At 51.5% G+C, this 13,573-nt stretch carries 16 protein-coding genes; 11 read left to right on the top strand and 5 right to left on the bottom strand.

Annotated elements, in window-relative coordinates; all coding sequences use genetic code 11:
• Positions 1-573: 573 nt before the first annotated feature.
• Positions 574-1,677, top strand: coding sequence for a DNA cytosine methyltransferase (locus CO251_RS15820; RefSeq protein WP_158246396.1), 1,104 nt, complete (start codon positions 574-576; stop codon positions 1,675-1,677).
• Here CO251_RS15820 and CO251_RS15815 read toward each other — a convergent pair.
• Positions 1,667-2,545: a Cfr10I/Bse634I family restriction endonuclease gene (locus CO251_RS15815; protein WP_103376747.1), complete on the bottom strand. Its 879-nt coding sequence runs from the start codon at positions 2,543-2,545 to the stop codon at positions 1,667-1,669. The genes CO251_RS15820 and CO251_RS15815 overlap by 11 nt on opposite strands.
• Positions 2,545-2,871: a helix-turn-helix domain-containing protein gene (locus CO251_RS15810; RefSeq protein WP_103376746.1), complete on the bottom strand. Its 327-nt coding sequence runs from the start codon at positions 2,869-2,871 to the stop codon at positions 2,545-2,547. Before CO251_RS15810 ends, CO251_RS15815 begins: the two co-directional genes overlap by 1 nt.
• A gap of 525 nt (positions 2,872-3,396) precedes the next feature.
• Between CO251_RS15810 and CO251_RS17860 the strand changes: the two genes are divergently transcribed.
• The 10 genes from CO251_RS17860 (at position 3,397) to CO251_RS15760 (ending at position 11,005) form a co-directional block, all read left to right on the top strand.
• Positions 3,397-3,816, top strand: a complete 420-nt coding sequence (locus tag CO251_RS17860; RefSeq protein ID WP_103376745.1) for a transposase — start codon at positions 3,397-3,399, stop codon at positions 3,814-3,816.
• Positions 3,817-3,818: 2 nt separating this feature from the next.
• Positions 3,819-4,625 carry a transposase gene (locus tag CO251_RS15800; RefSeq protein ID WP_103376744.1) on the top strand — a complete coding sequence of 269 codons (807 nt, stop codon included), beginning with the start codon at positions 3,819-3,821 and terminating at the stop codon, positions 4,623-4,625.
• 420 nt (positions 4,626-5,045) lie between these two features.
• Entirely contained in the window at positions 5,046-5,402 is a 357-nt protein-coding gene (locus tag CO251_RS15795; RefSeq protein ID WP_103376743.1) for a hypothetical protein, read from the top strand.
• 202 nt (positions 5,403-5,604) lie between these two features.
• Positions 5,605-6,411, top strand: coding sequence for a hypothetical protein (locus CO251_RS15790; protein WP_103376742.1), 807 nt, complete (start codon positions 5,605-5,607; stop codon positions 6,409-6,411).
• 46 nt (positions 6,412-6,457) lie between these two features.
• Positions 6,458-6,955 carry a hypothetical protein gene (locus tag CO251_RS15785; RefSeq protein ID WP_103376741.1) on the top strand — a complete coding sequence of 166 codons (498 nt, stop codon included), beginning with the start codon at positions 6,458-6,460 and terminating at the stop codon, positions 6,953-6,955.
• A 209-nt stretch (positions 6,956-7,164) separates the two neighbouring features.
• On the top strand, positions 7,165-7,647 hold the full coding sequence (locus CO251_RS15780; RefSeq protein ID WP_103376740.1) for a hypothetical protein: 483 nt from the start codon (positions 7,165-7,167) through the stop codon (positions 7,645-7,647).
• A gap of 274 nt (positions 7,648-7,921) precedes the next feature.
• A complete protein-coding gene (locus tag CO251_RS15775; protein WP_103376739.1) occupies positions 7,922-8,392 on the top strand; it encodes a hypothetical protein in 471 nt (156 codons plus the stop codon).
• 246 nt (positions 8,393-8,638) lie between these two features.
• Entirely contained in the window at positions 8,639-10,138 is a 1,500-nt protein-coding gene (locus CO251_RS15770) for a recombinase family protein (RefSeq protein WP_103376738.1), read from the top strand.
• Positions 10,139-10,170: 32 nt separating this feature from the next.
• Positions 10,171-10,668: a TadE/TadG family type IV pilus assembly protein gene (locus CO251_RS15765; protein WP_158246394.1), complete on the top strand. Its 498-nt coding sequence runs from the start codon at positions 10,171-10,173 to the stop codon at positions 10,666-10,668.
• Positions 10,646-11,005: a pilus assembly protein TadG-related protein gene (locus CO251_RS15760; RefSeq protein WP_103376736.1), complete on the top strand. Its 360-nt coding sequence runs from the start codon at positions 10,646-10,648 to the stop codon at positions 11,003-11,005. Before CO251_RS15765 ends, CO251_RS15760 begins: the two co-directional genes overlap by 23 nt.
• Positions 11,006-11,033: 28 nt before the next feature.
• Here the strand turns inward: CO251_RS15760 and CO251_RS15755 are convergent, their stop codons facing one another.
• The 3 genes from CO251_RS15755 to CO251_RS15745 are packed head-to-tail and all read right to left on the bottom strand — an operon-like array spanning position 11,034 to position 13,545.
• Positions 11,034-11,723, bottom strand: a complete 690-nt coding sequence (locus CO251_RS15755; RefSeq protein WP_103376735.1) for an HAD family hydrolase — start codon at positions 11,721-11,723, stop codon at positions 11,034-11,036.
• A gap of 2 nt (positions 11,724-11,725) precedes the next feature.
• On the bottom strand, positions 11,726-12,466 hold the full coding sequence (gene pgl, locus CO251_RS15750; RefSeq protein WP_103376734.1) for a 6-phosphogluconolactonase: 741 nt from the start codon (positions 12,464-12,466) through the stop codon (positions 11,726-11,728).
• A gap of 26 nt (positions 12,467-12,492) precedes the next feature.
• Positions 12,493-13,545, bottom strand: a complete 1,053-nt coding sequence (locus CO251_RS15745; protein ID WP_103376733.1) for a glucose-6-phosphate dehydrogenase assembly protein OpcA — start codon at positions 13,543-13,545, stop codon at positions 12,493-12,495.
• Positions 13,546-13,573: the final 28 nt, after the last annotated feature.

Raw genomic sequence — 13,573 nt, 5'->3', positions numbered from 1 at the left:
CATGCCCCGTCAATTGCAAAGACCATGCCGCATCCTCAGCAAATGCCAATCAAGACGATGTTTGATCATTTCCTGCGCAAACGGCTTGAGCAGGGAGGCTCATTTGTTGGGGTCCTGCTATTGTCATTGTTTGACAGGCCGTCAAGTCATGATATTATGTCAACTGAAGGGAGGAAAAGGACAGAGGCTATGCCAGGAAACGGATTGAGGGGTCGGATTCCACCGCGCCATGACTAGGGTGTTTCCAGTCATGGCGTTCTTTAACCAGGGGGTGTTGCGCGGATTTAGTTGACATAGCAGAAACATTCTGAATCACATCCGTCTGTCTCCCTTTTGGCCATAAGCTTAACGGGGGGGCAAGTAAAGGTCTCGACAGTTCCAAATGTTCGCCCCATAATAAGGTTATGAGGAGAAAATGGATAAAATCTATGTTTGTAGACACCGATCCTGTCGCAGTGATTCCAGAACTAGGAATCTACCTCACCTGGATGGAGATAGAATGGGCTGGAGAGTTCATTCTCTGGCATGAAAGCGGTTGTCTTGTCAAAATTGATTAGTGTGGAGGCGTTGCCAATGGCAGGATATTCGGTGGTTTCATTATTTTCTGGGGCGGGTTTTTTGGACTTTGGCTTCATGGAACACGGCTTTGATGTGGTTTGGGGCTGTGAATTAGTGCCTTATTTCGCGCAAGCTCATAATTATAATTTAAGGCTTCGCTATGGAGAAGGGCGTCGAGATACCATTCAAACCGCTGACATTACGAAAGTTAGTCCTGATAGTATTCCTAAAGCTGCTGGAATTATCGGGGGCCCTCCGTGTCAGGATTTTTCGGTTGGGAATGCGAATAAACCTGGTGTTGCTGGAGCCCGCGGGCAATTGGTTTGGGATTATTTAGACAAAGTCGCCACCGTAAATCCTGATTTCTTCTTATTTGAGAATGTCGAGGGTTTGTACAAAATACGAAAAAATCGTGAAGAAGCGTTAATTCCTTTGATGGCTCAGTTCGCAGATCTTGGGTATGAGGTGGATTTTCAAGTGCTGAATGCCTTGGATTACGGCATCCCCCAAGATCGGTCACGGGTCTTTTTAGTGGGCGTGAAACATGCTATTGCTACGGCTCTTCGCATTCATGGGTTACCGACCTTCGAGTTTCCACAACCTATCTATCCTAGGGCGAAAGCCAATTTTGATTGGATCGATACATGGGATTACGGGACTCAAGTAGATGAAGAGGACTTCATTCATGAATTGGTAGTACCATATGCCCTTACGGTTCATTCGGCCATCAAAGATGTACCGACTAGTGGACTGCCCAATCATGTGTTTTTTCAACCGAGATCGGATAAATTCACGGTCATTGCCGAAGGAGACGACCGTCGCAAGTCATTTAAGCGCCTACATCGTTTTCGTTATAGTCCGACGGTAGCTTATGGGAACAACGAAGTGCATCTTCACCCCACTGAGCCTCGCCGAATTTCAGTGCGAGAAGCATTGCGCCTTCAATCCGTGCCGGATTGGTATCAGTTCGAAGAAGGGACTCCATTAGACAAGATGTTCAAGATGATTTCCAACGGGGTTGCCTTTCGACTGGCTGAGTTGCTTGCCGATCAGATAAAAGTGGTCTTGGACAGCTATTACACGCTTGAGGCTCAAAATGCGGTGGCAATTATCGGTTAATGGTTGTGATTACATCGCCTAGCATACGTTCAACGTCTTCAAACTCAGTGAGCCAATACAATTCATCAACCGAACGTTCTGGTGTTGCATCTACATTGACGATGGTATGTGTGGCGGCAGTCTTTAGCGCTTTTTTATCTGCATCATTGAACTTTTCGCTTGATGCGACGACGTAGAGAAAACGGAAGTCTCTGTTCCAATGTCGCATTTTTAGATGGGCGAATGTTGATTTTAGGATATTACCTTCATGCACCAACTGAAGTCGTCGGTCAGGTCGGACAGATGTTTTGAGCCCGATCCCGGCGACAATAGAGTCCCAAGGACATTTTGTTCTGAGATTTTCGTAAAATCCACTCAAGTAATGTTGGTTAGCCAATGACAGGTTGGCGATTTTTCGGGGAGCTAGTCGTGACAACATGTCTTTAGACTTAATGACAATCAAGTCGGGATTTGATGTGACCATTTCCACATCCACCTCGTGTCGCCTGAGAGAGCGTTCAAGGTCGTCAAGCATAGACTGACTTGACTGATCAAAGAGATTCCGAAAGTCGAAACGTTGAACGTTCGGTAATTGCACGACCAGCGTATCGGTGATTCCCAAATTAATGATGTAGTTCCAAGCGCTTGCCACCACAAGAGTTTCAAACCATGTACCACGAGCATTGGATAAAGCTTCGCGACTTGGCAAGGCTAAACCTTTTGCGTTAGCGACATCGCTAATGTGCTTGGTCAATTGTTCTAGCGTAGCTACTATTGGCAACTGTGGGAGAGAAGCTCCATATAGGTCGTCCAAGGCATGGGATGGGACGATTTGACCCTTTCCTGTCGCAGAATTAAGAATAAACGCCTCGCTGAAAGTGAGATTCATTAGTGTTTCCTCCTGTTATCACAACTTAATAGCTCCAATCGACGAATCATAATCCGCGCTGTTTCTTGATAGGGCCATGGAAGTAACTCGAAGATAGATTGGTCTTTGTCGTCGCCGGGAAAGAAATTCCGAACGGGAACCTCTAAGACTCGAGCTAATTCGACTATTAAGTAAGGTCGGGGCATTTTTTCTCCGCGTTCGATGGAGGACATATGCCGTGAAGTGCAGCCAATTTGTTGCGCCAACTCTTCTTGCTTCATCGACTTTTGCATTCGTAGTTTGGCTATGGTATGTCCAAAAAAGGTTTTCAGTTCTTGTTCTGTCATGATTGTTCCTCCGTGACAGTCTTGGGAGTTTTTATTAACGATAGCGTACACCCAATAGAAACGGGTTGTCTAATGTCTTTTAAGACGTAAAAATCACAGAAAGTAATTCGAAAAAGATGAGAAAATAACTAAAAATGTTTACTTTAGTAGATGTTAGGTGTGGGTAAAATTTGTCTAGAATAACCTAAGTGAAATACCGCCGAAATTTCTTACTCACCGAATTCATCGCAATGTCATTCAGTTCCAAGATGTGAGCGGAAAAACATCACATTACTGAAATTAGTAGAACGCAACATATGGGTAATAGGTGCCGTGCTATCATTATGTAGCTAGATCGTGCTGAAAAAGTTTCACCCTACCGATCCTTGAAAGCCGCATAAAAGAAGGGATTCCTGGCTCAATTGTCGAATTTATCCAGCACCCAGTATTCCAATTCGAAGGGGGGAACCCCGATGAGCAGGGATTCGCGATCCCGACGTCTCATTCCTGCTTCGGACATGATATGCAACGTTCAGATCATTAACCATGAGACTTTCTGACGGCCGCAATGCCCCCGGAGGTGTGGACGCTGTCCGCGGAATTGACCGTCGTCGATCGCTTGCTCGCGGATCCCGCGAGGCTGGCTCCCCTCCTAAATCGACTCGACCCCGTTCGGGGTCGTCCATCCGTACCCGCCGCCCAAATACTCCGGCTGTTTTATTTAAAGGACCGCTATCAGCTATCCGACCGCGATCTCATCCGGAAGTGTCCGATCGCTTTCACTGGCGGAAGTTTTGCCACTTTGGGGTGGTGGACGCCTTGCCGCATCCGACCACGCTCACGCATTGGCGCCAACGGTTGGGGACGGACGGCATTGGGGTCATCAATCGGGCCGTCACGGCCCGACTTCGAGAGGATCAGGGGATCCGGGGGCGCCGATTTCGGATGGTGTATATGGCCAAATAGAAATGGACTCCACGGTCACGGACGCCGACATTCACCATCCAACCGATCCGGGTTTGCTAGCGGATGCCATTCGCCGGGTCACGCGACGGGCCCGCCAATTGCACGCCGCCATCCAAAAAGCCCCGATCGCCATTCGGGACCGCGCACGCAGTGTGAAACGTCGGATCCTCGAAATTGGGAAGGTGCTCAAGCGACGCACGGGGGAGGCCCTTACCGAGGTGCGTCGCATCACGGAAGAGGTGGCCAAGATTGGCCTCTCTCAAGGTCGTGCAGTGGCCCAATTGCTCGACGCAGCCAAGAAGCAGATTGCGATGGAGGATCAAGTCGCCGCCCACCGGATTGCTCGAGTCACGGATGCGTTGCAGGATCTCAAGACGGTCATCCGCCAAAGTCGTGCGGCCACTGCGGGCGAACGGATCCCCGATCGAATGGTGAGCGTAGCGGATCACGATGCGCGTCCGATTAAAAAAGGCCAACGGGGGCAGCCTGTGCCATTGGGCTATAAAGTGCAAATCACGGAAGCGGAAAATGGATTTGTGACGGACTATTCAGTCCACACCGGGAACCCGCCGGATGCTGAGGCACTGGGCCCTGCCTTGGATCGTCATCGCGCCCAGTTTGGGCGCGATCCGGACATCGTCGCCACCGACCGGGGTGACGACAGCGCCCGCAATCAACAAGAGGGCCGTGACCGCGACATGGGGACCATCGCCATTCCCAAGCGGGGCAAAAAGTCGGAGGCGCGCCTCCTCGAGGGACGCACCCCCGCGTTTCGCCGAGCTCAACGGTGGCGACGGGGATCGGGTTAGGGATCTTCGCTCATAATGTGCGCCGCTGGGCCCAGCGGCAGGCTGGCTAACGTCCTCGGCCCGCGAAAGGTAGGCCTCGGCCGATAACTCCCAGAGAGGTTCCTAAACACAAAGAGACTTTTTCAGCAAGAACTAGCTAGCGGTTATAGTCAAATAAAAATGGCTCTTCCGCATTTCGTGTAAGTGGGGAATTTGCGCGACCACATTTTCAGATAGCGTGCATCTTGTGCGTGTATCTAATTCAGACCCCACATGCCGTATTTACCGATGACACTCATTAGTGCAGAAAAGCCTTGTTTCTTGACAATACCTAAACCAGTTATATAACGGGTCATGTTCTTTCTGATATCGTGCAGGGACTATGCTGGGATTCCAAGAGCCGATCAATGAGAAACTCGAATTGTCAAGGAGGTGAGGGCGATGACGCCGAACACCGATGACCTCCAAATGCCCCCGTCGTGGCGGGCGTGGTGGGGGCGCGTATGGCAGCCGCGACCCCGGAATTCTGTCGCACCGCCTCCCCGACACCTTCGCCTGCCCCAGAATCCGCTTCCCCCTGCGTCTGACAAACCAACATGGGCGGCGATTACACAGCGTGTGCGTCAGTGGCCGTCCGGGATGCCAGTCACTGTGGACTTACTGGTCGCCATCTGGCATGTCGGGCGGGGAACAGCCTGGCATTGGCTCGATCGGCTGACGCAGGCGGGCCTGTTGCGTGTCACGGTGGACACTCCCGACGCTCACGGCGTCGTGCGTCGGCATTGGTGGGTGCGGTAGATTCTTTTTTCTGCGTAGAGGCATCCATGAGGTCCTTTGCTCAACGACTTGCACTAGATAACCCTATCACTCATTCTAACCGGTCGATTCATCCTGCAAAAAGCGTCGCGTTATGTCGAGCGTTTTTTACTGCCTTAAGCAGGATTGTGTGATCTTCTTCAGAAACCCTAGGACATAAAACGATCTAAGGGAGAGGTTTTTATTGTTCGGCGATAGGTTGCCCCACAAAGGGATATTAGGAGTGGGCGTACTGGCTTCCATCGCCTTTATCGGAATCCCTTTAATCACGTCGGGTCCGGTTTTGGCTCAAACATCTCCGGCGAGTCGACCCGCCTTGACCGCCACTCAACGTGTTCAAGCCGCGCAAGTGGCTCGGCAAACAGAACAGATTAACACGACTTCGGGATATGTGGATGTCTCTCCGACAATCTTAGCGCACCATGGCTTAAATACAGCGCAAATTGCTTACGTAGAAACCACCATTTATACGTTTGACGTACATCATGACTTAACGGCTTCTACCCCTTCCGCAGTGCCTTCGACCGTCGCGCCAATGGCCTATCCTGCGAATACAGCCATTTGGGATGCCTATGGTAACTATACAGGACAGTTTGTAATACTTTACCAGGGGGCACAGCCAGGATGGGGCTGGCAGCATATGCAATATCGCCATAACTGGAAGAATACAGCAGCCGCACAAGATTGTGTGAAATATACCGTGGCGGATGCCCAAGCATCTGGGGAAGACCGGTATGGGCATCCTGTTTACGATCATTGGTGGAAAACAACTGTGCCGTTTGAGAATTGGACTATTTTACTCGAAGTGATTGTCAATAATGGCAATGCAACAGGAGTAGTGACTTCCAAGGGTCACGGACCGGGTGCGGTCATCACGGGCTACCCGATCTATGGCCACTATGTCACCAAAACGTGGCATAATCGGGTAAACACCAGCATTGTTCCCTGGTGGATTAACGATGGACTCTATCCATCCACGAATAAATTCTAACGCTTCGGATCCGTTCTCTCTAGGATCACGTCAAGGAGGAGTATCAATGCCTCACACGCAACCCTGTGACTGTGACGAATTTTTCATCCAGTTATATCAGGAGTTATGGCATTTTAGTGAAAAGGGGCACGTGCACTCGAAACCCCGATTCGGGCCCGGCTCGGATCACCCCGAGATCAACCTGGAGCCATTGCACGCGAGCCATCCCGATTGGAATCGCACGGAATTAGCAAGCTGGAGATGGCAGATTATAGGGACGCCCACCGCCTGGCGACTACGAGTATGGGACGATCGCCTCCCAGAGTTAGGCCAAGACCGCCCCTATGATTTGATTCCGTATCAGAGTCGCTTGTTTCTCGGATTGTGTGACGATTTTTGTGACCCACATCATCCTGAGCCCGATAAACGCATGAACTATTGTGTCGGTTCATTAGTCGTCGCAATGGAAGAAAAATTGTTAGGCCAAACCGAAGCAATCCACGTGTATGAAGCCGGGGCGCCAACTACCGCGCCTCCTCAACTCGATGACATTGAGGAGGCCTAGTAGACCCATTCCTTAATTTGTAACGTACAAGAACGACCGGCACGAACGGCGTACGTTTTATCTAGTTCGACCATTTGCGGGCCACTATGTCAAGAAAACCTGGCATGGACGAGCAAATACGTCCATTATTCCCTGGTGGATCAACGTTAGGATACGATCAGCCTAAAACTTACTCGTGAGCTTGTTCTGAGACAAGGAGGCCACCGTGCATGCGTGACTGCAAATACCATCGTCGATCTGCCCGAGTGGCCCCGCGCCCCAGTGCCCAATTGACAGCCGACGCGCGGCAACAGTTAGAAACCGCCTTTCTCACATTCTTATATGATGAATTCCAAAAAGACAAAGGGTCCGACAACGTGGTAGAAGTCGAAAATCCCGATTGCCCCGCCCAATCTCGATGGCGCTGGATTCTTCATGGGACCCGTGCGCACTGGTGGTTAGAAATTCAGGATGACACGATTCCTGAATTACTCGGGCGGCCTTATTATCTTGATCCCCAAAGCGATCCCTGTTTTTTGGATTGCGCGTGGTCGCCGAATCCACCCGATGACGAAACACGCCCCGAAAACGTTCACTATCTTTGTCACGATTATCACGTGGATGGACGAACATCTCTTCGGTTAGACGGAGGCTCTGCCGACGTACAAAGCCGGAGCCACACCCGATCAGCCTCCGTGGATTCATACAGATAGCTGCGGATGAGAGCGGGATTGCCTGTCCCTAGCATGGCAATGCTGGGGAGTATGTAAGTTTTTGTATGATTATTACTGCTAATCTTGCGTCCCCCGGTCCAAATGAGAGTGCGGACGGAGGCGGCAAATCTCGGCATGGGTGACCCTCAGGGAAGGAAGAGCCGAGACGGGAGTTGAGGGGGCTTCCGACAAGTCGTTTGGGATTGCTAATCTACACTTCGTCCCGCTCACACGCTGAGGCGGTCGTTTTTTGCGTGACTAAGGAGGTGGATCCGTGTTACACAGCGTGGCGGTGGTGGTGATCTTGGCCTGGTGTGGAGTCGCAACATACCAAATCTGGCGGGACTGGCGAGACCAATTGTTGCCGTTTGAAGCCACGGGATTAGCGACTGGAGTGGGCTTGATAGGAACGATTGCCACATCTATGACCTCAGGAGGAAGGGGATTCTGGATCGGGCATCTCGCGGCAGGCGCAATCATCGGCGGTGTGGCGACCGCCCTATGGTGGCGGGACTGGTTGGGCCTCGGAGATGTTGCGAGTATGGCTGCCTTCGGCATTGTCTTTGGGGGCATTCCAGCTGTGGCAATCATCACCATGGGGTATCTGCTGACTGGGCTAGGAATGGCAGTACGACGCATTGTCATGGGCCCGTGGCCCTCGCATATCGATGTGCCCTTGGGACCGGGGCTCTGGAGCGTGGCGGTGGTGACGTGGGGCCTGCTATGGGGAAGTCACATGCGTTAACGCACGCAACACTCACGACGGTTCACCCTCCCTATAACCATAGGGGGGTGATGTTTTTTGCGCCCATGTGACAGGCGTATCAACGTTTGGAGGCGAAAAAATGCGACACGTTGGCGAGAGAGTCGTTGTGCGTCACGAGAATACACCGTTGGCGACTATGGTAGATAAGGCGCGCTGTGTGGCGATTCACGCGATCAAACAGCAGGGCTCCCACGGAGGACGACAAGTATCCAAGGGGGCGTCTTCGTGATTGCTATTTATGCACGGGTCAGTACGGAGGAGCAAGCCCAACATGGCGCGAGTTTGGAAACCCAAGTAGCAGCATGCCGCAAGCACATTGGAATCACGGTTGAGCCGGTGCAGGAATTTATCGACGGGGGCGTAAGCGGCACGCTCTTGGAACGTCCCCAGTTGACCGCGCTTCGGCAAGCGGCGGAGCGCGGCGAGATTAGCCGATTGGTGATTTTTGACCCTGATCGCTTGTCGCGCAAGTTGGTACATCAACTCCTGCTAACGGAAGAATTTGAACGGCGGGGGGTGGTGTTGGAATTTGTCAACTTTGAGTGGCAACATACGCCAGAAGGCCGTTTGTTTTATTCTCTGCGCGGCGCGATTTCGGAGTTTGAACGGGAGAAAATTCGTGAGCGCACCCGTCGAGGATGGTTAGCGAAGGCGTATAGTGGACAGTTGGTGGCGGGCATGCAACGCTATGGATATAAGTACGATACGCAGACCAAAACCCTCGCGATTGATCCCGTCACCGGACCGGTGGTGCAAGAAATTTTTCGACTCGCGGCCGATGAACACTTGAGCACAGGGAAAATTGCCCAACGGTTGGCCCAGCAGCAGATCCCGTCGCCACGCGGCACGGTGTGGTGGCGGGATACCATTAGTAAGATTTTGCGCAATCCAGCCTATACGGGAATCGCCTATGTGCATCGATACGATTCGGGGAATCATAATCGCGAGCGTCATGCCGACGAATGGATAGCGATTGAGGTGCCTGCGTTGGTGACGCCTACGCAATGGGCGCAGGCACGTGAGGTGATTTACCATTACCAAAAAATTTGGAAGGGACGGCAAGAAGTGCCGATGCTTCTGCGTCGTCTCGTGTATTGTGGTGTGTGTGGGCACATGATGAGCACAAATATTCGAACCGTGAAGGGCACTACATATCGGTACTATTTTTGCCCTCGTCGCTATCCCCGTAAGTTCCAAACCGTTACGCCTCAAGGCCGTGACACTCTGTGTACTCTCCCATGGATCCCTGCCGACTCGTTGGAAGAGGCGGTATGGCACGACATCGTCAAAGTGATTGATGATCCCCAAGGGTGGCGGGCGGCTCAAGAAACAACCGAGCATGAACCCACTGGACCAAGCGAAGACGAACAGATCGCACACGAGTTGCAACGGGTGCAACGGAGTCGCCATCGCTTGTTAGAATTAGTGCGGAAGGACTTGATCACCTTAGAAGATGCCGAACGGGATCTGAAAACACTCAAAGGTGAGGAACAACGCCTGCGTGAACGGCAGACGGCTTTGCATACCCTTCAGCCGTCATTGGCAACACTGATTGCGGATGTCAGAACGCGTATGGGACCCCATCTGGATTCCTTGCCCTTTGCCACGCGGCAAGAGATTGCTCGGCGGCTGATCAATAAAATAACCGTGTCAATTGGCGAGGACGGAGTTATCAATGCTATGATACAATTCATCGGAGAACCCGAAAGGCCGCACCAATCGTAGATTTTTCTCTTACGCGATCACACGATAACACTTTGGATCATAATTGTCGTATTGGCTATGATTTTGCCAATAGAAGCATTGCGCAATGCGCTAATCGGCGCATTCAATCAAATCACCAGCAATCTCAATACGATCCCGTAAGGCGTGTTCAGGACCGCCAGGGCAATAGTTTTATCGAAATCCTATTAGTGCTGCCTTTAGTTCTCACCGTTATCTTTGGAACAATCGGCATTTTCCAGTGGGCGCAAGTGAGCGATATCGCTGGCAATGCGGCACAAGCCGCGGCGCAAGAATGGGCGGCCACGGGAAATCCTACGCTCGCTCAAGAATATGTGCGTCTTACCCTTACTAATGAGGGATATAATCCGTCAGGGGCCACGGCAGAATATGTTCAGCAAGGAAGTCTCGATGAGGTGACCGTGTCGTTGCCCGTTCAAGCGACGATGTGGCCGTATTACACCATATCGTCGACGCGTTCAGCCGTCGAGCAAACGGGAGTGAATAACAATGCTCCAGCACCGTGGTGGTAACGTATTTATTTGGACTCTCTTATGGTTGATGCTAGTCATGGGAGTGCTTCCCATGTTTATTGATACCGCTGTATTGATGGAGCGACATCAAGCGTTGGTAGATGCTATGGATAGTGCGCTTTTAGCGGTTCAGAGTCAACATGGTCCCGCGAATGAGGCTGAGAGTCTTTTTATGACCGATTTGGAAAGTGAACTTCCCCAAATGCCGCTGCGTACCATGTCATTTTTAGATGAGAAAGGCACGCTGACCGCTACAGTTCAAATGACTGTAGCGCTTCCCATCATTGCGGGGCCGTGGAACATGGTGACGACGCAAGGGTCGGTATCGATCACGTAACGGGGGGCAGGCATTGGCCTGTCCCTTTTTAATGCGAGAGGGCTATGTTTAGTAAAAGATGGACGAGGGACGAATCGTCGAGTGATGGGACCACATAGGGCGTCACGGTCTGCAGGTCTTGGATACTTTGTTTGCCTGTCGTTACGGCAAGGAGAGGATAGCCACACTGTTTGGCGGCTAGACCATCTTGTACGGTATCTGCAATCACCACACAGGACGTGTAGTGTTTTTGGTAATAGAGCTCGGCGTTATTCCTGGCTGCCGTCATAATGGCATCGCGAGTATATCCATCTTCAGCAAATCCGCCAGTGGGAAAGTAGTGGTCAAGACCAAAGTGCGCCAATTTGATGTAGGCAGCGTCGTGGTAATTTCCTGTGGCTAGACTCAGGTCGAAACGGGGGTCCTTATGTAAGGTCTGTAATAACTGAGAGACCCCGGGCAAAATGTGTCCGGGGTATTCCTTAAGCGTCCGAGAAAGCTGGCGACAATATGCGGTCTTAAAGAGCATGCCATACTGCTGATGATCGAGATGGTGCTGCTGGAACGCCGAGTCGACAATATAGGAATCGGTTCCCCCGGCAAATTCTACATGAGCAAAAGCATTAGGAATTGCAAACAAACGCTGGAACGTTTGAGTCATAGCCGAAGCTCCTGCCCCTGGCACTAACAACAGGGTACCGTCGATATCCCATAGCAATAGGATAGGGGATGTTGGCATGGTCACGACGGCAGAATATTGGGATTTAGGCGTTGTGCACTAGCGCTGTCTAAAAACCAATGCACGTCACCTGGGACCGGGTGAATCATGCTGGCGGGAACCGCTGCTTGGTGCGTGAAAATCTGGTCAATAATCTCTTGTTTTTCCGAACCCGTGACAAGAAAGGCAATATGGCGACTGGCGTTCAACAGCGGAAGTGTAAACGTATAGCGCCATGAATTGTGCGTGGGCACATAGGTGTGACTCACAATGTCTTCGGAATCTAGGACAGGGCGATCAGGAAATAGTGAAGCCGTGTGTCCTTCTGGCCCTAAGCCTAACAGAACCACATCTAAGGTAGGGGGCACGGGTAAGGTATTGTCCAACGTTAAATGGTGTCGATAGTCTGCTAAGGCCATCGCGGGAGAATATTCGGTATGCCAACGGTAAATGGCTTGAGGTACGGGATTTAAATGGGATAACAGGGCATCTGAGGCCATTTTAAAATTGCTATCGGGATGGGTTGGAGGCACATCGCGTTCATCGCTGAAAAACACGAGAGTGTGCGCCCAATCCAAACGCTGTTGCCATGACGGTTCGGCTAACAGGGTATAGAGTTGGCGCGGCGTCGAGCCACCAGACAACGCCAAAAGAAACCGTCCGCGGTCGCGAATGGCTAACTCGGCCTCCTGACATAACCACTGAGCCAAATCATGGATCGTGTCTGGCGTAGTGGGGCCGACATGAAGAATCGGGTCCGACATGGTGCTCTCTCCCTTTTTAGGTATCGTTATTGCTCGGGGCGTTCGCTTAGAAGCAAAGCCGACATCGCTTCGTCGTAAAGTTGGTCATGACCGCGGTTCAACAGTTTTACCACATCAGACACGGGATCAGCTAGATTGCACGGATCGCTGATCTCATACAACACGTCAGATCCTATCTCAAATTGAGTGGTCAATTGATTGTGTGCTTCTTGCGATGACAGACGCCGGTTGCCTTGATAAAACGTAATCCCGGGATCCGCCCCCGTTGTGATATGGACAGGGATGGTATCCCCAGATTCAGTGGCTACGAGGAGCCGATTGGGCGCAATATCGACGATTTGCCACGACAGTCGACTCACAAGCCATCCGAGAAGCATCTGCCATCCCGTGGATTTCTCCACCGGCCATACGACGCTAATACTTTCAGGCGTGCTGACTACCGCTAGGGCCTCGGGTCGGTCCGTTACATTGGCCCAATGGACGCGCCATAGCCCTAGGCGTTGCCAATAGAGATCATCAATCATCAACCCTAAACGAGGACTTTGCAACATCACATGATGCCACGGCTCAATCCCCGTTTGTTCGGTGTCGATGACGAGATGGCTAAACCCTGTACTTAATAAGTCCCAACGAAATCCTGGCAGAGGCGGCATACCTAACCACAGCAAATAGGCGGGAAGGTCGGATTTGATAAGGGATTGAACTAAATCGATCCAGTGGTTGGCCAAGCCGCCTTGGAGATTCATTTGGACGCATTCGGAAAACAAGATAGGCGGCTCATGCGGTCGCCGATATGTAATGGTGGCTGAAAGTTCCGCATCAACGTGGGTTGGAGCGTTGGCGGAATTAACGATGGGGTTGATGATGAGAACCCGAGAGGGATGAACCCGCGAAATCTTTCCGGCCAGCTCTGCCCAATCGGTGGGTAAAATGCCTTTCACATACAATCCTAAAGTCAGTACTGTCGCCGTGACCGGAAGAGTACCGCCGAGGGATTGCGGCACGGAGGTGCGCAGGAGTTCAAGCAGCTCCGGTCCCATGATATTCGGATGATTCCAATGTAATGTTTGGCTTTCCACTCGTGTCTTCCCTCCGCTTTATGACGTT

The sequence above is a fragment of the Sulfobacillus sp. hq2 genome (assembly GCF_002903155.1).
Taxonomy (GTDB): Bacteria; Bacillota; Sulfobacillia; order Sulfobacillales; family Sulfobacillaceae; genus Sulfobacillus; species Sulfobacillus thermotolerans.
Note: the sequence above shows the minus strand (reverse complement) of the source record. Positions and strands in the feature narration are given on the sequence as shown.